Below are 19,413 nucleotides of genomic sequence, written 5' to 3'. Positions count from 1 at the left end.
CTCATGTGTTGCGGCCGGCAAGCACACCTCAGCAGCAGGAGCTCGTTGGTAAGCTTATTGGAGCGTTCCAAGCATGGCTGTTCGTTTTGCTACATTGTCCAGCAGGTATCATCCAGCCACCCAGCAAGTTTGCGTCCATGTGAGGTATGGGATTGAGGGCCACGTCACGAATGATGATCTAATCTGCTAGCAGTCATTCTCCTTGATCAGCGACCTGTTGTCGCATAGCACGGCAACAAGGCCAGCGTGACACCGCCAAGTACGACGGCTGATATCATCAATAGGTACTGCGATATCGGCTCGTTCAAAATTCGTACGCCTGCCAACAACACAATGATTGGAACGCTTAACTGAAGAGTGGCGGCTTGCTGGGAACTAATATGTCTGACGATGCGGTACCACAGCGCAGTGAAGATCTTCAGACGATGGGGTTTGAGGTCGGAAGCCGCCCAAAGCTGTCGAACCTGCCACGTGCTGACCCCAGCATATTTGGCCATCAAGCGAACGCTCCAATGTGTGGCCTCTTTAGGGACGCGCTTGGTCGTTAGCCTGAGAGTTTCGTTGATTTTTTCCGGCCACAAGCTTGAGTGGTTGACCGCTGCGCGGCAGATTCTCCAGTCCCTCAATTCCGGCTTCCAGATAGCGCTTTCGCCACTTAAATACCGTCGGCCGTGTGACCTGCACCTGCTCGATGACGGCCTTGGGTGTCATTCCATCACCCAACAGAAGTAGGATGCGAGTCTGCTCAACAAGGGCCGTTCCCAGGGTACTCATCCTCATCCAATCTTGCAGGGTAATGAGATCGGAAGGCGTTAAAGCGAAGGGAGAATCTGGCCGAGGCATATGTATAACCAATCCATGACATTCGGCGCTTAGGATATCGTCGCTTGTAGGAAAATAAATTAACCGCTCAGGACACTAGAGTTTTAGCACATGGGTATGTGCGACATTGACGCTGGCACAGTGGACGACTATCTTTCGCTCGGCGTCATCGGTCGCATCGATGCAATGTATTCAGAGCACGGCAGTATTTAAAGTAAGACTCCATCTAGGTGATTTTATTTTTGTGTAAGCAAAGTCGCTGCCACGCAAAGTGACTTAGGGCGCTATTGGTTTTTTTACGATGCACCACATCTACTCTGTGGGTATTTTGCTCAAGCGCTGGTCGAGTACTTCAAGGGCTTGTTGTTGGATTTCTCTCTGTTGTCGTATTTCGGCGACGATTTCCTGCTCACGCTTATTTTTTGTCCACAAGGGTGTTAGTGAGCGTTTAATGTTGGAGTCAACCGTTCCCAAGTAATGCCCGCCTGGTGTGTAGAATTCCAGTGATAGAAACGACTCCGGCTCTGACGCGCGGTTATTGATAAGCCGCGTTTTTATATCCAATTTTGCGATGAGTGGCGAGTCGCTGCGTGAAGCTTGTTCAATTGATTGATAGTTATGCACTTCGCCGAAGCGTTTTTTAAGTGCCCGGGTGACGCCGTTTAAACTCAAAGCAGGATCTGAGGTCTCTACATATGCTTGGCGTATGGAATCCATGTAAAAACGAGCGGTCCAGCTATTTTTATAATGGTTGTTGTAGGTGCTCAATTGTCGGATCGTTTCAGTTGCTGAATCAGAGATGATAAGGGCGATAGGGCCGTGCGGTAATTTTGTTGGGGGCGAAGATTTATGGTCAGCTTCTTCGTAATGTTGTGTTTTTGCACAGCCTGAAATAACAAAAAATAAGATTGCCGACAACATCGGCTTCAGTAGGTTGAGTGGCTTCTTTGAGCGTGGAGCGCGCAGATAGTTATATGAGATACACATGGCAGTACTCAAATATTGATATGGGGTGAAATGGCTGAAGGATGCATCTATTTGCAAGTCGCTGCCCGGAGGCTATTTTTTACGGTTACGCTGAGGCAGCGCAGCTTAATGTTGCGGTATTTGAAACCTCTCCGAAAGATAGGCTGGAACACCTGGATGCTAGGAGTTTGAGAAGAACCTGCAATGACTTGGAGGAGAAATGAGCTAGCATGGAGGCTGCATCATACCAAACTAACTCTATCAACCACTCGCCGGAGCTTGGGTTCTTTTTAAATGTGCCGCCAGCACAACGAGGAGAATTCTTTTTAATGTTATTCAAGAGCAATAGTATTTCAAGATGTAGGCTCTCATCCATTTGAGTTTCAAGCTCAATGATGCTGCGTACTAATTTTGCCATGGTGAAGTTCTCTGAGGAATTACTCGCGCAGAATGAGTGTCTAACCAGATTAATGATATGACATGAGATCAACTCGGAATCTTTTGCGAGTTGTATGAAGGCTTCACTCGTTGGGTGTGCATTTTTCAGGCTGTAAAATAACTATAAAATAATCTGGGTTCTTAGGAATGCCAAAACGTTGATCATTTCCGCCATTTTTGACGATTTATGTTTGGCCTATTCTTTGCTATGCGTAACGGTTTCGCTACTACTGATCAGTCGGCCTTCAAGGTTTTGACCTCAGAGCCTGCGACAATCCGCCTCAGTCATCGAGTTAGGCGTTGTTGCACCCTGTCATACGGGTGAATGCTTTTTGGTGTGGCAAGTTGTCGCAGTGCAGCACGTCGATAGGTGAGTGCTACCTTTGTGCATGACAGGCGATTTCTCTTGGCAGGGTTAAATCGGTGTCATCAGGCGCCAAGGCTTGAAAAAGCCTTGGCGCTTGTTCTCATGTTCGAAGTTCATGATTTGGGCTAGGTGCGCAGACTAATACCACCTGAACTGTGCGTCTTACCTTACTGTGGTGACGTCTTGCCTTATGAAAATCGCGCGCAATGAACGCTCTCTCGTCGCATGGATTCTCTATGGATGCGTCCTGTTCAGCGCGTTCACCTGCGCCATCAGTCATGGTCAGATGGCCGGGTTGCAACTCGCTGGCCTTGATGGCCCGTCTTGTTCCATGGGTGGCAACTTCGACGCGGATGCTCAGTTTGATGATTCCGGCCTAGTCACGCCGATCATCGCCACGGACTCCATTTGTGTGCTGGTTAGCCTGTTCAGTGCCATTATTCTCGCCGCGTTTTTTTGTCTATGGGACTTACTTGTTACCAACCAGACACGGCCTCTTCCCAACGTGCAACTCTCGCGACTAAATCGGTATTGCTGGCCTGCGGCAAATCCTCGCGCATCCCCTTGGGACTTCCCTCGCTCTGAAATTACCCGTCCAGTTTGGCTGTTATGCCAAGCAGCGTGCGGATTTATCGGATAAAAAATCTGGAAGTTCTCTATGTTTCGCATGACTACTCTTACGCTGCTCGTCGGTAGCAGCACCCTTGCGTGGGCGCAAGATGACGCCCTGAAACTGCCTGCCGTCAACATATCCGCTGTTGCTGCCGAGTCCAAAGAGGCAACCGCTCTTAGTCTGGACAAGACCATCGACAGCGGTTCGCGCCTCAACCTGAGTGCACGCGAGAACCCCGCATCAGTTAGCGTGGCCGGCCGTCAGACAATGGAGCGCATTGGGGCGCGCAACTTTCAGGACGCGGCCAATGCGTTGCCTGGGGTGAATGCTTCTGCACCACCCGGCTGGGGAGGTTATGTCGCCTATCGTGGTTTTAATGGTGGGCAGATCGGCCAGCTATTTAACGGTATCAATCTGCAATCTGGCGGCGCGGTCCGTCCTGTCGGCGCTTGGATCTATGATCGAGTAGAGCTGCTAGGCGGGCCCTCGTCCTTTCTCAATGGTAGCGGGGCAGTGGGCGGCAGCCTGAACTTCATTACAAGGCTGGCCAGCCGGGATAAGGATAGTGTCGAGGGGCGGATGAGCTATTCGCGTTATGACACCTGGGAAACTGCGATTGGCGTTAATCAAGCCCTCAATCAGGGAGATGGGCCTCGGCACTATGCGCGCCTTGACTACAGCCGCACTCACACCAATGGCTACATCGATCGTCAGGAGAACGGAGCCAGTAATCTCGCGTTTTCGCTGTTGAGCGACGTCAACGACCAGCTATCCCACACACTCGCCATTGAGTATCTGGAAGAGCAGGAAGACAGTCCGTATTGGGGGGCGCCGGTGTTGCAACCGCTGACTGGCAAGCTGCATATCGATAAACACAACCGCTTCAACAATTACAACGTTGATGATGGGCGTTACGAACAACGTACTCGCTGGCTGCGCTCAATCACCAACTACCGTCTGGATGATGCCACCCAACTGCGCAATACCTACTATCACTACGATGGCCAGCGCGATTATCGAAACCTGGAGGCGTATCGCTACAATAGCGACAACACTGCCGTGTCTCGTTCTGGCGCCTACCGCCAGCGACATGACCAAGAGGTAAACGGTAATCGCCTGGAATTGACGCATACAGGTGAGTTGTTCGGCCAGGCCAGTGACTGGGCCTTCGGCTTGGAATACAGCCGCAATAAGACAGTTCATCTATCCGCTGTCTATCAATAGCCAGTTCGGGGCGGCGGTAGATCCGAATGGCTTCGATCCAGGTAACTTTCTCGACATTCCAGGCATGGATACCCCCCGTACCAAGAGCCGTAGTACCTGGACGGACACTTCGTCGACATTTGTGGAAAACCGCACGCGGCTGACCGATCGCCTGGCGCTGGTTACTGCGTTGCGCTACGACCATATCGATTTCGAAGTGATTGATCATACGGCTCGAAATACGCTGAATCGCCGGTGGGACGCCTTCACCGGTCGGGCCGGATTAGTCTATGACGTGAGCGATACCGCCAGCGTCTACACCCAATACAGCACGTCCGCCGAACCGCCAGGCGGAACACTGACCAGCGCCAGCATCGGCCAAGTCGGTAACTTTGACTTGAGCACAGGCCGACAGGTCGAGGTGGGTAGCAAACTCGACTTTCTCGAGGGGCGTGGATCGGCCACGGCAGCGGCCTATCGGATCGTGCGCAAGAACATCTCCGTGCCATCTTCCACCCTGCAGAACACCACGGAGCAGGCCGGTCAACAGACCTCCACCGGTATCGAGTTGGCGGCATCGTTCAAGGTAACGCCGCAGTTACTGGCTGCCGGCAACTTCGCCTGGGTGCGTGCCGAATACGACGAGTTCAATGAAACCGTTGGCGGGGTGGTGCATTCACGCAAGGGCAAGAACCCGGTGAACATTCCGGACCGTGTCGCGAACTTCTGGCTGACCTACGATTTGACTCCGGCGTGGCAAGTCGGGGCTGATGCGCGCTACGTCTCTTCGGTCTACGCCAACACGGCCAACACCATGTGGGTGCCGTCTTACACCGTTTACGGACTGTCCATCAAGCACGACCTTGACGCTCATACCGAGCTGAGCGCGCGCCTGCGCAACCTCACCGATGAGACCTACGCGCGCTTCATTCATCAGACCAACACCCAGTATTACCTGGGTGAGCCACGCAGCCTGGAAGTGGCTGTGCAGTGGCGTTACTGATGCTGTAACAACGCTGGGTGAGCGTTAACGCTACCCCACTTAGCCAACCCGGTAGGCGTCTATTTCCGATACCGCCTGCCTAACTGAATAGGTAACCCCATGTTCCTGAAAAAATTCTTGCTGGCGTTCTCGCTCCTGTCTCTGGGGCACATTGCTCATGCACACGAGTTTCAGGCAGGCGACATTACAATAGTTCATCCGTGGTCACGTGAACTCCCTGCGGTGGCACCAACAGCTGCTGCGTATTTCGTTCTCAAAAATCAGGGTAGCGAAGCTGATCGCCTGCTTTCTGCAACTACTAGTGTCGCTGGCAGAGCAGAGTTGCACGAGCATGTACATGCGGGTGGTGCGATGAAGATGCAGCAGGTAATGAGCGTAGAGATTCCTGCTGGCGGTGAGGTGAAATTCGAACCCATGGGCTATCACGTGATGCTGCTCAATTTGAAACAGCAAGCCAAAGCCGGTGAGCACTTTCCTCTTACATTGATATTCGAAAAGGCCGGCGCGCTAGAAGTCGACGTCGTCGTACAGAAGGACGCCCCTACGGAACACCAACCTGAGCATAGCCATGGCGAAGGCCACCAACACTGACACTCAGGGTGGCAGGGGGGGGCTTTTGGTGTGCCGCGCAGCCCCCTCGTTGTAACGCGCAAGAATATGTGCGTCGCGTGGAGACATGCCCTGAACGCATGTTTTATAGCATTCTCACTAGCGAGCTCGCATCGAGTTCTGATTGCAATTTCTGGAGATGGAAATGCGTCGTTTGCTGATGTTGGTGACCACTGTATGTGCAGTGGGCGCAGGACTTTTCTATTGGGTTATGAAGACAGAACTGTTGGATGAGTCGGCGCTGGCGAGCGCCGGTATTGTGCTGCTGCCCAGCCCGCATGTGCTACCAGATGTGCGATTGGCAACGGTAGATGGCCAGGCTTTCGACTCAAAATTCTTCGCCGGAAAGTGGACATTGGTACTTTTCGGCTATACCTTTTGCCCAGACATTTGCCCTACTGCCCTCAGTGAATTGCGGCAGGTGTATCTTGCTCTGCCGCCTGATGCGCGCAAGCTCATGGGGGTAACAATGGTCAGCGTGGATCCGCACCGAGATACGCCCGAGCGTACCCAGCAGTACGTGAGTTTTTTCGACCCAAGCTTCACTGGCATGACCGGCAATCTTGCAGCGGTGCAGCAAGCCTCCAAAGACATTGGTCTGCCATTTGTGCCAGGGGACATTGATCAGCCTGACTACACAGTCGTACACACCGGAAACCTTGCGCTGATAGATCCAACAGGCAGGCAGGTCGGTTTTGTCAGAGCGCCGCTCAGGGTGAAGGAGCTGATTCGGATTCTGCCTGGGCTTTTTGCTCATAGCGTTTCGGAGTGATGCCTAATGTAAGCGTCAGGAGTGGGAGTGATTTAAAAGGGCGCGCGGAGAGGGCGGCTACTCCGTCATTGGACGCGGAGCAGAACTGACCGCCCACGCCGTTGAGGCTCGGTCGGTCATCTTCCAATACTGCAAATGGACTGAACAGGATGCAGGCGTAGAGCACCCAGGCGCTCAGCGAGCGGTGAGTGTGGACTACTTCAATAGCAACTCGTCAATGCATCTTGCTATGTTCCGGGGCGCCCAAGGCTCGGGCCGGGGCCTCGACCTGGATCGACTGCTTTTCACCCTTGGCGTCTTCGACGGTCAGGGTCAGCGGTACCTTGTCGCCTTCCTTAACCTGAGCCACCAAATCGATCAGCATCACATGGTAACCGTGAGGGCTCAGGCTGACCGCTTTGCCTGCCGGCAGCTCCACCGACTCCACTTGTTGCATACTCATCACATCGTTTTTCATGCTCGACTCATGAATTTGTACGATCTTGGCCACTGGCGAGGTCGCGCTGATCAGCTTGCTGTCGCTAGTGGCGGTGAGCGTCATGAACGCCCCGGTCGCTTGCTGACCGGCTACCGTTGCCCGAACCCAGGGCTCGCTGATATTGACCTGGGATTGCGCCGCGGCCTGTCCTGCTAGCGTCAGCAGGGACACGCTCAAGAACAGCTGTTTCAGGCGTTGGTTGTTGATTTTTTTTGCATGATTAGGGTTCATGAACGAACCTCCATGACAGTGAGTAAATCTTCCGCACATTCCTGTGCGGTCAGTGAAGCGGACAAACTCAAGCGCAGTCTGCCCAGGGAGTCATAGACATAACTGGTGGCAGTATGAGACAGGGTGTAGGTGTCTCCACTTGGGATTTTTTCATAAAACACACCGAACTCTTTAGCCGTGGCCGCAGTTTGCTCCAAGGTCCCATAGAGCGCCTGGAAGCTGGGGTCGAAGGCTTTGACGTATGCATCCAAGACCTTGGGCGTATCCCGTTCGGGATCCAGGGTGATGAAGATCACTTGCAGCCGGTCACCGTCACGGCCCATCAGTTTCTTGATTTTTACCGCCCTGGCCAAGGCGGTAGGGCAGACCGCCGGGCACTGGGTGAAGCCGAAGAAGATCATCACCACCACGCCTCTATAGTTGGTGAGCATCCGTGTTTCACCTTGTGGATCCTTGAGCTTGAAAGAGCGGCCCATGATCGTGTTGCTCAGATCCTTTGCGTATTTGAAGGACGGCTTGTTGCTGTCACATCCCGTCAACAGGCCCAGTCCAAGCACGCTCAGGCTGCCAAGTACTGCGCGCCGTGAAAATACCGATTTCATGGGGGCATCCTTTCTACAAAGAGTTCAAGAAACTGATCAGTGCTTCGCGTTGCGCCTGGTCAAACTGCAGTACAGCGTTACGCGAGCCTCTTGCTTCCCCGCCGTGCCAGATGATGGCTTCCATCAGATTTCGCGCGCGCCCGTCATGCAGGTACAAGGTATGCCCGCTGACTTGTTGCGTCAGACCGATGCCCCATAAAGGCGGCGTACGCCACTCATTGCCGTCAGCCAGGTATTCGCCACGTCCGTCGCCCAACTCATCGCCCATGTCGTGCAATAACAGGTCGGTGTAAGGGTAGATTTTCTGTTGGCTCAACTCGGGTTCTGCCGCCTCTGCAGTGACATAGGAGGGCACGTGGCAGGTCGCGCATCCGGCTTGGTGAAACAGGGCTTTGCCCCTCAGTATTTGCGGCGTATCCACGTCTCGGCGCATCGGCACCGCGAGGTTACGTGTATAGAACAGGATGCTGGCCAAGATGCTATCGCTGACCTCAGGGGTGCCACCGTTCAGGGCTTGCTGGCAGGCGACCTGATACTTCGTGCAGTCGTCCTGGTTCAAAACACGGCTGGTCAGCCCCATGTCGCCGGCAAAGGCATGGGCATTCTGCTGGTTGAGATTGGGTTGGCCGGCCTTCCAGCCAAAGCGCCCGATGACGGTTTTACCCTGGACGTCATCCCACACCAGGTTGACCTTGCCGCTGACGCGTCGTGAGCTTTCGGCTTGCTGCACTGCATTGGCGCGGATGTCGTTGTCGCTAATAGCCTCCAGCAAGCCCAGACCGATCATCGGTGGGGCGATGCGGGCTGAGAGTTGGGTCTCTGGATGCATCGGGCCATAGCCGAGCGAGTCGATGTGCATGTCTGGTTTACGCAGGCTAATTGGGCTGCGGTCGGAAAAAACCATGGGGATCTCGGTGTATTCGACCCGCACGCTACCTTCAGGCAAGTAGCCTGCTATCGCGGCATCCTGCAGTTGCCCGCCGTAGGTGGGCTCTGGCACCACGCCACCACGCTGTAACTGGTAGGCGTCCGTGGCGCTGGGCTTGATCGAGAGCCGGACCAACATCGATACCGCGGGGCCGTTGGCACCGGTCGGTGGGTGGCCGCGTCCATCCTTGATGTGGCAGCTCTGACAGGTGTCGGTATTGAACAGCGGGCCCAGGCCGTCACGTGCGTTCTGTTGCGTGGACGCAACCTTCCAGGGATTGCGGAAAAAGCCGTTACCGACAAAAAAATCCATTCGCCTAAGGGGCGACAGGTTGGCAGAGGGCATGGAAAACCCATTACTGTCTGTTTTGTCAACACTGGTCGAACCGCCAGAGAGCTTTTCACCAGGCTCCGGGGTAGCGAACTCCTCTGACGGCTGGCAGCCGCTTAGGGCGATCCACAATGCACACGCCAGCAGGCCACCGCTGGAGGCACGCCAGGGTTTTTGAGTGGTTGGCGAGGCTGTTGGGAAAGTATGCCAAAGGTGCCTTTTGAGCATTGCTTAAGACCGGGCCGCAGGAAGGGCCGTAAGTCTAACGACGCTATTTATTCTTAATAACCTGCGACATTCTGGCACACCTGTGATGTGCCGCTCGCGAGCGTTGGCTCTGTTGTCGGGGTGTGGCAGGTTGTCGCAGGATGGGTTGCCCTGATAGGGCGCCGCCCCTGATGGCCGATGCTTTGTGTAGCAGTTTACGCGACCCTAATCGCGCTTCAATCCACGTGCTGTTCGGTGTTAGAGTCGCCGCCATGAAACTGACCCGCTCAGACCGCTCGCTCATTGCATGGACGTTATATTTTTGCGTCCTGTTCAATGTGTTCGCCTGCGGGTTGGCTCATGGGCAGATGATGGGCCTGGAGCTCAATGGTGTAGGCGGGCAGTTCTGCTCGTCCCTAGGCAGCCCTGCACCGGCATCGAAAACGGATCTCACCGATCTGACCGTCAGTGGTTGGTCAGGTAGTTTTTCCTGTCCGATCTGCTCGGCCGTGACCTTAAGCATTGCCTTGCTGTTTTGTCTTGGCTGGTTACTGCGCATTGGCCAAGTACGCCGGCCTGACCGCGAACAACGCTGCAAAGCCCCCCCTCGTTATTCCTGGCCCTCTGCCAACCCTCGTGCATCCCCTCTGATCTGACCTATGTAAACGGTTAGCTGTAATTAGCTAAACACCGCTTGTTTGCTGCCGCCCGTTTTTTACTCTTGCTATGCAGGTGTGAGCGGGCAGTCGCTATTCAATAGTGATTATTCAGAGCGTTGCCGTATGCCTTTCTTGTGTTGCCTGCTGACAGTGCGCCTTGGCGCAATGTGTTATCTGAGCTGGCTGGCCTGATGCGCTGGGGTGGAATGAGTCGCGCCAGCCATCAGAATGCCTGGGTCGCAGCGTTCTTGGCGATTGTACTCAAACTCATGGCGCTGCCGATGGCCAGCGCCTTTGGCACTCTGAGCCTGGAGCAGTTGCTGACGGGCAGCTTTTGCTCGTCGGGTGGCGTGCAGCAAGTCTCGCTCACGCTGGAAAAAAAAGAGCCATCGCTCTCCGCCAAGGCGGATCAAGCCCATTGCTGTTGTTCCCAGTCCGTCGGTGCAGTACCGATTCCGGCGCAAGCGCTCGCGGTGCCAGAATTTATCGCCGCGTTCGTGTTGCGGCCGACCGAACCCTTGCGCTGGCTCTCGCCCCGAAGCCGCTGGCCATCGATCAACCCTAGAGCCTCTCCAGCACCTTATGTATGACCGCGTTTATCTAAGCCCTCTCTTGCCGGTGGTAACGCAGGCATCGTCGATGCATTCCGGGGGGCTCCACGGTTAAAGGTGACATTGGAGAAGCACAAAAATGGCTCATGTATGTGAAAGTCTGAATCGCCTGTTAATGCCAGGTTTTGCAGCGCCTGATGACTTAAAACGCAATTCGACACGAACAGCGAAACCGATTAGCTGGAGGTCACTATGCGCGTGCTAGCCGTTCCATCCGGTGTGTCTCGATTGCTTAGCAAATCTTCGCGGCTACGCACTCAGGGCGAGCTTTTACTGCCCTTTCCGGATTACCCCGGCAACGCGCGCAGCTTTGTGCACCTCGATACCAGGCTGCTGCCTTACTGGCATACCTTGTTCGATGTGTGCCCGGGCTTACTCAAGCTCGATCCGCCCGACGGCCTGAATATATTTCGCGGTTTCATGACCTGGGCCTATCGCAATCACCCACCGCTGAACTGGACCTATTACTTGAGCGTGTGTCGCTGGCTGCTGGGCTCCAAGTATCAGGCACGGATTAATGAGGAGCATATCGAGGCCTTTATGAGTGCTGCCGCGGCACGCTGGGTCAACAGCGATGACAGCCAGGCACGAGGGTTGGTACTGGCCTGGCAAGACTCGCCTGAGAGGGTGTTCGATTGGAAGTTGGCGCCGCGTCTTGTGGCCGGGTATGAATCTGATCTGGAGGAGCTTCCGCCAGTACCTTGGGACTTTGCCTGGTGCCCTTTAACCGGAAAAGGCGGTGTCGGGTTTCGCCGGTGGTTGCCGATTCCGTGATGGAACGTACCCTGGGAATCCGTCCGCCGAGACTGGTGATCTGCGACAAAACACCACGTCTGATCAGGCCTTTATACAAGCGCCGCCAGGCGCGTGGATCGGACCGAAAAGAGAGGTTTGTGCGTCCGTTTGTCGCAGTTGTTGCCTGCAGGCTGCCCACATAAAGTGTGCGGGCTTTGAGCGGAGGCAGACACTTCCACGGTAGCTTGAGGCTTCGCAATTTGACCAGTGCACGTTCTGGTTGCTCCGCCCTCTGCCCAGGGGGCTTTTTTTTTTCTGAAAAACCAGGTCATCACTCCAGGGTTAACCCTGGCTCTTATGAAATGACCGGCTTGCCTTGTGCGCATCACAAGGGCAGGTGATTGGGTCCAGCAGACAGGGGATACATGATGTTCAAGGATTCACTGAGCAAGGAAATCACCGTCATCTTGGTGATCAAGCTGTTCATAATTTTACTCATCAAGTTCATCTGGTTTGCGCACCCCACACTTCCAGCCCTCGATACCCAACCCATCGTTGACCGTGTGTTGGGCTCTGGTGAAAAACCATCTGAAGGAGAGCCGAGATGATCTCGGAAAGCGTTGTTGATCTATCGCGCTTGCAATTTGCAATGACCGCGCTCTATCACTTTCTATTTGTGCCGCTGACGCTGGGGTTATCAGTGATCCTGGCAATTATGGAGTCGGTCTACGTAATGACCGGAAAAGAAGTCTACAAAGACATGGTTAAGTTCTGGGGCAAGTTGTTTGGTATCAACTTTGCCCTCGGCGTGACCACTGGCCTGACTATGGAGTTTCAGTTCGGCACTAACTGGGCGTATTACTCACATTACGTCGGGGATATTTTCGGAGCGCCACTCGCTATTGAGGGCTTGATGGCGTTCTTTCTCGAGTCGACGTTTATCGGCTTGTTTTTCTTCGGCTGGGATCGGCTGTCGCGACGTCAACACCTGGCGGTAACTTGGTTGGTGGCACTGGGCTCAAATCTATCGGCGTTGTGGATTCTGATTGCCAACGGTTGGATGCAAAACCCAGTGGGGGCCGAATTCAACATTGAAACCATGCGCATGGAGTTAGTGAGTTTCAGCGCACTGCTGTTCAACCCTGTGGCCCAGGTCAAGTTTGTACACACCGTGGCTTCGGGTTATGTCACGGGCGCTGTGTTCGTGTTGGCCATCTCTAGCTTTTATTTGCTGAAAAAGCGCGATCAGGGTTTTGCCCGGCGTTCATTTGCCATTGCATCGGCGTTTGGCCTAGCGGCTATTGCATCGGTGATAGTGCTCGGCGATGAGTCTGGTTACGAGATCGGTGATGTGCAAAAAACCAAGCTGGCGGCCATTGAAGCCGAATGGCACACCGAACCTGCACCGGCAGCGTTCACCTTGTTCGGGCTACCCAACCGCGAAACCATGCAAACAGACTACGCGGTAAAAGTACCGTATCTGTTGGGGCTCATTGCTACCCGCTCGCTGGATAAACAGGTCACCGGTATCAGCGATTTGTTGGTGCAGCACGAGGTGCGGATTCGTAACGGCATGATCGCTTACCGATTGTTGGAACAAGTTCGTGGTGGCGACAAGTCAGCAACCACCTTGGCTGCGTTTGACGCGGTCAAGCAGGACCTGGGTTACGGCCTGCTGCTGAAGAAATACACCACCCGTGTGGTGGATGCCAATGCTGAACAGATTCGGCAGGCAGCGCAGGACACCATCCCTAATGTGTTCAGCCTGTTCTGGAGTTTTCGCCTGATGGTTCTCTCTGGCGTGCTGATGCTGGGCCTGTTTGTCTGCGCGTTCTGGGCTTCGGCGCGCAAAAACGAAGAGCGCAAACCCTGGTTGCTGAAGTGGGCCCTGTGGAGTCTGCCGCTGCCATGGGTAGCGACTCAGACCGGCTGGTTTGTGGCTGAGCACGGTCGGCAACCCTGGTCGATTGCCGAAGTGCTGCCGACCCATTTGTCCGCCTCCAGCGTGCCCAGTTCGGATGTCTGGGGCTCGCTGCTGGCGCTGGTGGCGTTCTACAGCGTGCTGCTGGTTATCGAAATGTATCTGATGATCAAGTTTGCCCGGCTTGGCCCAAGTAGTTTGCACACGGGGCGCTACCACTTTGAACAGACGCTGATCCCACAGCCTGCCCACGCTTGAGGAAATAAGCATGTTTGATTACGAAACACTGAAGCTGATCTGGTGGGTACTGATAGGCGTGCTGCTGATCGGCTTTGCCCTCACCGACGGTTTTGATCTGGGCGCTGCCGCACTCATGCCCTATGTGGGCAGGAGCGACGACGAGCGGCGCGTAATTATCAATACCATTGCACCGCATTGGGATGGCAACCAGGTGTGGTTCGTCACGGCAGGCGGGGCGTTGTTCGCCGCTTGGCCCATGGTGTACGCCACCGCATTTTCTGGTTTTTACTGGGCGTTGCTGTTGGTGTTGTTCGCTCTTTTCGTACGGCCCGTGGGGTTCGATTACCGCAGCAAGCTACAAAACCCCCGCTGGCGCGCCTGTTGGGATTGGGCCCTGTGTACAGGGGCGATCGTGCCTTCGCTGGTGTTCGGCGTGGCGTTTGGCAACCTGTTTCTGGGGGTGCCGTTTCACTTCGATGGCGACTTGCGGTTAACGTTCCAAGGCAATTTCTGGCATTTACTCAGCCCCTTTGCGTTGCTCTGCGGAGTGGTCAGCCTGAGCATGTTGTGCCTGCATGGCGGTACTTGGTTGATGATGCGTACCGAGGAGGCTTTGGCGCAGCGGGCCCGACGGGCCGTGCAATGGGTGTTGCTGGTTTATGTGGCGAGCTTTATCGCGGCCGGCATCTGGCTAGCTGTTGGCAATATTGAGGGGTTTGCCATTCGCTCAGCGCTTGATCCGGGAGCGGTTCTCAATCCCCTGGGGAAAACCGTTGAACAGAGCAATCATGGTTGGTTGGTCAATTATTCGCGGTATCCGTTGACTCAACTGGCGCCTGTTATTTCTTTGCTGGGCGCTGCGTTGGCCTTTGTTGCCGCGGCGGCGCGTCGTTCCGGGCTTGCCTTTCTCGGCTCCGCCCTGGTAGTGGTCGGCACCCTGTGCACCGCCGGTTTTGCCCTGTTCCCGTTTATCCTGCCGTCCAGCCTGGATCTAACTTCGAGCCTGACGGTATGGGATGCGGTGTCGAGTCAAAAAACACTGGGCATCATGTTGGTGGCCGCGAGCATTTTTGTGCCCTTGATCCTCTGCTACACGCTGTGGGGTTACTTCAAAATGTGGGGCACCCTCAACGCTGATGACATCAAAGCCAATGACCATGGCCTTTACTGAGCCGCAGAGGAGACGACTGTTATGTGGTATTTCGCTTGGATTCTCGGTGTATTGCTGGCCTGCAGCGCGGGAATCATCAGCGCATTGTGGTTGGAAAACTACATGGACTTGGACGCGGAGCCCGAGGCCGATGCCTGACCTGAACGGATGGACACAGCATGGCGCCTGCCGGGTTGTGTCCTTGGCGCTGGCGGCGCCGATGGGGCTGTTACTGCTGATTCATCCGGGCTCTATGGTCGGGCCCGATGGGCGTTACAGCCATGGCGTGCTTATGCTGCTGATGCTGGGGATTTGCACGGGGTTTGTGCACGGCGTAGGTTTCAGCGTCACGTCGCATTGGGCGCGCTGGCTGACCTATCCGCTACTAAGTTGGTTCTTGTTGGTCGGGGGCTACCTGATGCTGCTGCAGGTGCAATAGCTGACCGCAGCTTCCTGCCTAAACCGCCTCACACGCCTGCTCGGGGTTGATCTGCAACCGTAGGGCAGGTCTTCAGGTGAGTAGGGTAGGTGGCGTTAATGGCCCCAAATCTGGGTCGATTCAGTCAGTTGCTCCGAGAGTGGTTTTCATGCAGATATCTCGATCAATGGATAGGCTTGGCCTCCAGAGCGGTAAACAACAAAATTCCGGCCAGCATCGCCAACATGAACACGATTGCTTGCCAGCGGCCTGCCAGAAGTATGACCATCGCAGGGCCAGGGCAAATGCCTGCCAATCCCCGCCCGTGCCAAACAGCAGGTTGCCGGCAATCAAGCGCGGGTCCAACTTACGTTCGGTTGGTAACTGTATTGTTCTTCCCAGCAACGAACGAGATTGTTGGCGTGCCCAGGTAAACGGGCCTATGGCGACGGCAATCGCACCTATCATGACTAGCCCCAGTGAGGGGTCCCAGGCGCCAGACAAATCCAGGAATGCCAGTACTTTTCCTGGGTTGACCATGCCAGCCAAAAGCAGGCCAACGCCGAACAGCAGGCCAGCGATGAAGGAAGATACTTTGATCATGTTCATCCCTCCAGCACATGACGCAGGACGTACACCGTCATGAAGCCGCTGAGCATGAAACACGCAGTGGCAACCATTGAGCGCGGCGAAAGGCGCGATATAACGCAGACTCCATGTCCACTCGTACATCCCGAACCATACCGTGTTCCCATCCCGACCAATACGCCGGCGACGGTGAGTTCGAACCCTCCACCTTGGAACTCGATTAGTGGCAACGTGACAAACAGGCCCCATAGCAGTGGCGCGGCGAGCAGGCCAAAAAGAAACAATGCCTTCTCACTCTTTCCTTCGCTATGACGTTGCAGAAGGCTGCCAATCAGACCGCTGATGCCTGCGATCCGCCCATTGGCGACCGCCCACAGGCCGGCTGCCAGGCCAATCAAAGCGCCGCCGGCAAGGGATGACCAAGGTGTGAAGTGAACCCAGTCAATTGTCACTAGGTTGTTCCGCGCAAGACTGTTGATGCGGGTTTTGGAGCCTTATTAGGGCAGCAGCGTTGCTGATGCGAGGTATGCTCCCACTCGCGCAGACAAAACTGGTACAGGACGATCAAACGATCCGGATTGGTGAAGACCTTTCAAGAATCGGCTGGTGGTATAATAAACAAGCGCCCCGAAGCAGTAGGGGCGCTTGTTCGGCTCACTCTCGGTGCGTTATCACACCTTCTGCCTAAGGCCCTTGGCGATGTGTCTAATCGCCTGAACATTCAGATGAAGCACAAACTGAGTCTCATGAGCTTATGCCGAGAGGTACTCGTCTACCGCTTTAACGGTGGCGTAGCCGAACTCAAATGCTGCCATCATCGTCGCATGCGCATAAGCTGCGGGCACGGTCACGCCGCCAAAGGTAAGATCCAGGGTGGCGCAAGCGTCATGCAGTACGGTTACTGGATAGCCCATGTCTGCTGCAGCGCGTACCACCGCGTCGATGCACATGTGGCTCATTGCACCTATGACGACGATTTCTTGGACATTCAAAGTATCCAACTGCTGTTTGAGATCAGTATCTCTGAATGCGTTGATGTGTTTTTTTACAATCACGGGTTCTTGAGCATCAGAGGCGACAGCTGCCTGAGTTTCTGCTCCGGTAGTTCCCTTGGCGAAGAATGGAGCCCCCTCATCATCGGATTCATGCCGTATGTGAAAAACTGGAATACCTTCATTTCGCGCGTGACTGATCACCCGGCTAGCATTCGCCACAGCCGCTTCGATGCCGGTCAAAGGCAATTTGCCAGTGGGCAGGTATTCGTTTTGCAGATCAACTACTACAAGACCTTGTTTCATGATCGATCTCCAATTAACTTATCAAAGTGATGCTGTCCTGAAGGCTGAAACGGCTTTTGGGTCAGCAAGCTGTCTTCTGCCATGGCGCAGGGGGGGTTGAATCAGAATTCCAGTGAGGCGCCGTCTTCTGGAATATCGACGCGAGTCTCTATACCTTGCTTCTTGACATAGGTGCGCAACTCTTCACGTGTCAGGGACATGTGATTGACTGCGTCCATGTGTACCGCGACGATTTTCGCGTTTTTCGCGGCCTGTGAAGCGCGTAGAACGTCTTCCTCACCCATGATGATTGCACCCTCGAACCCGTTCACTTTTGCTTTCCCAGCGTTGAGCACGATGACTTCAGGGTGATATTTCTCAATGGTCTGGTCTACTTCTTTACGCCAAATAGTGTCACCCGCAAGGTAGAGGGTCTTGTAGCCTGGAGCCTGAAACACAACGCCCATGGCTTCGCCCAGAAGCTTTGCGAGCGGGGGCGCAGCATACATTTCGTCTGTGCCATGCTGACCACCGGCTTTGGTGATTTTGACGCCACCGAATTCAGCTTCATCCGTCAGCACGTGCACATTTTTAAAACCTTGGGAGCGAATCAGCTGCGCATCCTTTTCGTGCTGAGTGAACAAAGGGATGTCTTTAGGTAGCGCTTTTTGTGCGGCATCGTCCCAATGGTCAAGATGGGTGTGAGTGACGATGACTGCGTCGACCCCTGCGATCACTTTAGTGGGCGACTCAGTTAGATCGACCAGGGGATTACGCAGGTTGCTACGGTAAGTATTTTCAAACCCTGGGTAGGTTCCCTTTTCGGCCAGCATCGGGTCGATCAGGAAGGTCGTGCCGCCGTAGGAGATTTTCACAGTTGCGTTACGAACTTGCTGCAAGTCTACTTTATGGGAGGCGTCCGCTGCGTTGGGGGTGTTTGAACCAGCACATGCTGATGTGGCTGCCATAGTGCAAGCAATGCTAAGGGCAAAAGGAAGAGTTCTAAATTTCATCGGATTAATCCATCTGATAGATCGAGGACTCTATTCTTGCCGAATGCTCTGGGGCCTGACAGTGGCCTGAATGACATATTTCGATATAATTGGGCCAAGCGGCCAGGGGTTTTAAGGGATGTGGAGGAGGGTGATGTATGCCTTTCTTCGATGAGAGTTCGTACGCCTGAGCGATCGACCATAATCCCAGTAGGCGATAGATATGAGCCAAAACAGGGCTAATCCGAGGTTGCCTGATGCCATCCATACGCGTTGCTGTTCTAGCTTTTAACGGCGTAAGCCTGTTCCACCTTTCTGTGCCGGGTTTGGTGCTGGGTGCGGTTCAATCCGCACCAAGTGAACCTCAATACGAGGTCAGTTACTGCGCAGAAGTACCGGGAATGGTGAATAGCGACCAAGGCATCGGGCTTGCGGTAACTCAAGGTCTGGAGCTGATGGAGGTGTCTGACGTAATCATCATTCCCGCGTGGGGCGATCAATCGGTCGCTGCATCTGCAGGACTCGTGAGCGCTTTGCAAGTCGCCAATGCCCAAGGCAAGCTCATCGTTGGCTTATGTTTAGGCGCATTTGTGCTCGGAGATGCCGGGCTACTTGATGGGAAAGAAGCAACCACTCACTGGTCGGCTCGTGATGAGTTCGCGCGACGTTTTCCTGAGGTTCGCTTCAGGCCCGAGGTGCTCTATGTCAGTGCCGACAATATTATGACCTCTGCAGGAACCGTGGCGGCAATCGATTGTTGCCTGCATCTGATCCGCCAACGACTCGGTGCGGATGTGGCGAATCGCACCGCGAAGGTGCTGGTGACCCCTCCACATAGGCAGGGAGGCCAGGCGCAGTACGTTGAGCGTCCTGTGCCGCAGCTGTCCAGCGAGACTCATTTATCTGAAGTACTGGCGTGGGCTCGAATGAACCTGAGCAATGACCTGTCGCTCGACGTGCTGGCGGACATGGCGAAAATGAGTAGACGCACGTTTACTCGGCGCTTCAGGGAAGCAACTGGCAGTACCGTCTCAAAATGGTTGAACGCAGAGCGCGTTGTCAGAGCACAAGAACTGCTGGAAACGACGGACTTACCTATCGAATGTGTTGCCGATGAGGCAGGTTTTGGAACGCCCTTATCGCTAAGGCAGCAGTTCGGCATTCATCTCGGTACGTCACCTTCTGAGTATCGACGAACGTTTTTTCGCGAAATGAATCCGGGTCGGGAGGTGAACACGAGTAAATGAGGTATC

The 19,413-nt window shown here is 54.6% G+C and carries 20 protein-coding genes and 4 pseudogenes; 13 read left to right on the top strand and 11 right to left on the bottom strand.

Features of this window, described 5'->3' with window-relative positions:
* Positions 1-35: 35 nt before the first annotated feature.
* The 4 genes and pseudogenes from AB3G88_RS17830 to AB3G88_RS17815 form a co-directional block, all read right to left on the bottom strand.
* Positions 36-178 (bottom strand): annotated as a pseudogene (locus tag AB3G88_RS17830) (FMN-dependent NADH-azoreductase); the annotation flags it as partial.
* Between the two features lie 232 nt (positions 179-410).
* Positions 411-843, bottom strand: a pseudogene (locus tag AB3G88_RS17825) (helix-turn-helix domain-containing protein); the annotation flags it as partial.
* A gap of 291 nt (positions 844-1,134) precedes the next feature.
* On the bottom strand, positions 1,135-1,809 hold the full coding sequence (locus tag AB3G88_RS17820; RefSeq protein WP_162633393.1) for a hypothetical protein: 675 nt from the start codon (positions 1,807-1,809) through the stop codon (positions 1,135-1,137).
* A gap of 85 nt (positions 1,810-1,894) precedes the next feature.
* Positions 1,895-2,206, bottom strand: coding sequence for a hypothetical protein (locus tag AB3G88_RS17815; RefSeq protein ID WP_480450979.1), 312 nt, complete (start codon positions 2,204-2,206; stop codon positions 1,895-1,897).
* A gap of 577 nt (positions 2,207-2,783) precedes the next feature.
* On the opposite strand from AB3G88_RS17815, the gene AB3G88_RS17810 reads away from it, so the two are divergent.
* The 4 genes and pseudogenes from AB3G88_RS17810 (at position 2,784) to AB3G88_RS17795 (ending at position 6,793) form a co-directional block, all read left to right on the top strand.
* Entirely contained in the window at positions 2,784-3,233 is a 450-nt protein-coding gene (locus AB3G88_RS17810) for a DUF2946 family protein (protein WP_162633392.1), read from the top strand.
* A gap of 18 nt (positions 3,234-3,251) precedes the next feature.
* Positions 3,252-5,412: pseudogene (locus AB3G88_RS17805) on the top strand (TonB-dependent receptor).
* 99 nt (positions 5,413-5,511) lie between these two features.
* Positions 5,512-6,003, top strand: coding sequence for a copper chaperone PCu(A)C (locus tag AB3G88_RS17800; protein ID WP_032866294.1), 492 nt, complete (start codon positions 5,512-5,514; stop codon positions 6,001-6,003).
* A 163-nt stretch (positions 6,004-6,166) separates the two neighbouring features.
* Positions 6,167-6,793 (top strand): SCO family protein, encoded by a 627-nt coding sequence (locus tag AB3G88_RS17795; protein WP_401126083.1) that lies wholly within the window; start codon positions 6,167-6,169, stop codon positions 6,791-6,793.
* Positions 6,794-7,007: 214 nt separating this feature from the next.
* On the opposite strand, the gene AB3G88_RS17790 is transcribed toward AB3G88_RS17795, so the two are convergent.
* From AB3G88_RS17790 to AB3G88_RS17780, 3 genes are read right to left on the bottom strand one after another with little or no spacing between them, the layout of a single operon-like run.
* Positions 7,008-7,502: a copper chaperone PCu(A)C gene (locus AB3G88_RS17790; protein ID WP_480450976.1), complete on the bottom strand. Its 495-nt coding sequence runs from the start codon at positions 7,500-7,502 to the stop codon at positions 7,008-7,010.
* Positions 7,499-8,104: an SCO family protein gene (locus AB3G88_RS17785; protein ID WP_159994902.1), complete on the bottom strand. Its 606-nt coding sequence runs from the start codon at positions 8,102-8,104 to the stop codon at positions 7,499-7,501. Before AB3G88_RS17785 ends, AB3G88_RS17790 begins: the two co-directional genes overlap by 4 nt.
* 13 nt (positions 8,105-8,117) lie before the next feature.
* Complete coding sequence (locus AB3G88_RS17780; protein ID WP_159994904.1) at positions 8,118-9,590, bottom strand: di-heme oxidoreductase family protein; 1,473 nt, start codon at positions 9,588-9,590, stop codon at positions 8,118-8,120.
* 251 nt (positions 9,591-9,841) lie between these two features.
* Here AB3G88_RS17780 and AB3G88_RS17775 point away from each other — a divergent pair, with 251 nt between their 5' ends.
* From AB3G88_RS17775 to AB3G88_RS17740, 8 genes are all read left to right on the top strand, one after another.
* Positions 9,842-10,225 (top strand): DUF2946 domain-containing protein, encoded by a 384-nt coding sequence (locus tag AB3G88_RS17775; protein WP_480450974.1) that lies wholly within the window; start codon positions 9,842-9,844, stop codon positions 10,223-10,225.
* Positions 10,226-10,434: 209 nt separating this feature from the next.
* The gene (locus tag AB3G88_RS17770; protein ID WP_237234973.1) at positions 10,435-10,818 is read left to right on the top strand and encodes a DUF2946 family protein; all 384 of its coding nucleotides are present in this window, start codon (positions 10,435-10,437) and stop codon (positions 10,816-10,818) included.
* A gap of 213 nt (positions 10,819-11,031) precedes the next feature.
* On the top strand, positions 11,032-11,613 hold the full coding sequence (locus AB3G88_RS17765) for a putative natural product biosynthesis protein (RefSeq protein ID WP_029290948.1): 582 nt from the start codon (positions 11,032-11,034) through the stop codon (positions 11,611-11,613).
* A 386-nt stretch (positions 11,614-11,999) separates the two neighbouring features.
* Positions 12,000-12,182 carry a cytochrome oxidase putative small subunit CydP gene (cydP, locus tag AB3G88_RS17760; RefSeq protein WP_162633390.1) on the top strand — a complete coding sequence of 61 codons (183 nt, stop codon included), beginning with the start codon at positions 12,000-12,002 and terminating at the stop codon, positions 12,180-12,182.
* Complete coding sequence (locus AB3G88_RS17755; protein WP_112196162.1) at positions 12,179-13,753, top strand: cytochrome ubiquinol oxidase subunit I; 1,575 nt, start codon at positions 12,179-12,181, stop codon at positions 13,751-13,753. The genes cydP and AB3G88_RS17755 overlap by 4 nt, the downstream gene beginning before the upstream one ends.
* A 10-nt stretch (positions 13,754-13,763) precedes the next feature.
* Complete coding sequence (gene cydB, locus AB3G88_RS17750; RefSeq protein WP_480450970.1) at positions 13,764-14,906, top strand: cytochrome d ubiquinol oxidase subunit II; 1,143 nt, start codon at positions 13,764-13,766, stop codon at positions 14,904-14,906.
* 21 nt (positions 14,907-14,927) lie between these two features.
* Positions 14,928-15,044: a cytochrome bd-I oxidase subunit CydX gene (gene cydX, locus AB3G88_RS17745; protein WP_112196160.1), complete on the top strand. Its 117-nt coding sequence runs from the start codon at positions 14,928-14,930 to the stop codon at positions 15,042-15,044.
* Positions 15,037-15,324: a cyd operon YbgE family protein gene (locus AB3G88_RS17740; RefSeq protein ID WP_112196159.1), complete on the top strand. Its 288-nt coding sequence runs from the start codon at positions 15,037-15,039 to the stop codon at positions 15,322-15,324. The genes cydX and AB3G88_RS17740 overlap by 8 nt, the downstream gene beginning before the upstream one ends.
* 163 nt (positions 15,325-15,487) lie before the next feature.
* On the opposite strand, the pseudogene AB3G88_RS17735 reads toward AB3G88_RS17740, so the two are convergent.
* The 4 genes and pseudogenes from AB3G88_RS17735 to AB3G88_RS17720 form a co-directional block, all read right to left on the bottom strand.
* A pseudogene (locus AB3G88_RS17735) lies at positions 15,488-15,906 on the bottom strand (DUF6691 family protein).
* Positions 15,907-15,908: 2 nt separating this feature from the next.
* Positions 15,909-16,343 (bottom strand): YeeE/YedE family protein, encoded by a 435-nt coding sequence (locus AB3G88_RS17730; RefSeq protein ID WP_191948669.1) that lies wholly within the window; start codon positions 16,341-16,343, stop codon positions 15,909-15,911.
* Between the two features lie 300 nt (positions 16,344-16,643).
* On the bottom strand, positions 16,644-17,189 hold the full coding sequence (locus AB3G88_RS17725) for a cysteine hydrolase family protein (protein ID WP_112196157.1): 546 nt from the start codon (positions 17,187-17,189) through the stop codon (positions 16,644-16,646).
* 101 nt (positions 17,190-17,290) lie between these two features.
* On the bottom strand, positions 17,291-18,181 hold the full coding sequence (locus AB3G88_RS17720; RefSeq protein WP_480450966.1) for an MBL fold metallo-hydrolase: 891 nt from the start codon (positions 18,179-18,181) through the stop codon (positions 17,291-17,293).
* Between the two features lie 236 nt (positions 18,182-18,417).
* On the opposite strand from AB3G88_RS17720, the gene AB3G88_RS17715 reads away from it, so the two are divergent.
* A complete protein-coding gene (locus AB3G88_RS17715; RefSeq protein ID WP_191948672.1) occupies positions 18,418-19,407 on the top strand; it encodes a GlxA family transcriptional regulator in 990 nt (329 codons plus the stop codon).
* Positions 19,408-19,413: the final 6 nt, after the last annotated feature.

The sequence above is a fragment of the Pseudomonas arvensis genome (assembly GCF_056688935.1).
The sequence above is the reverse complement of the archived record's forward strand: the minus strand, read 5'-3'. Positions and strand labels throughout refer to the sequence as shown.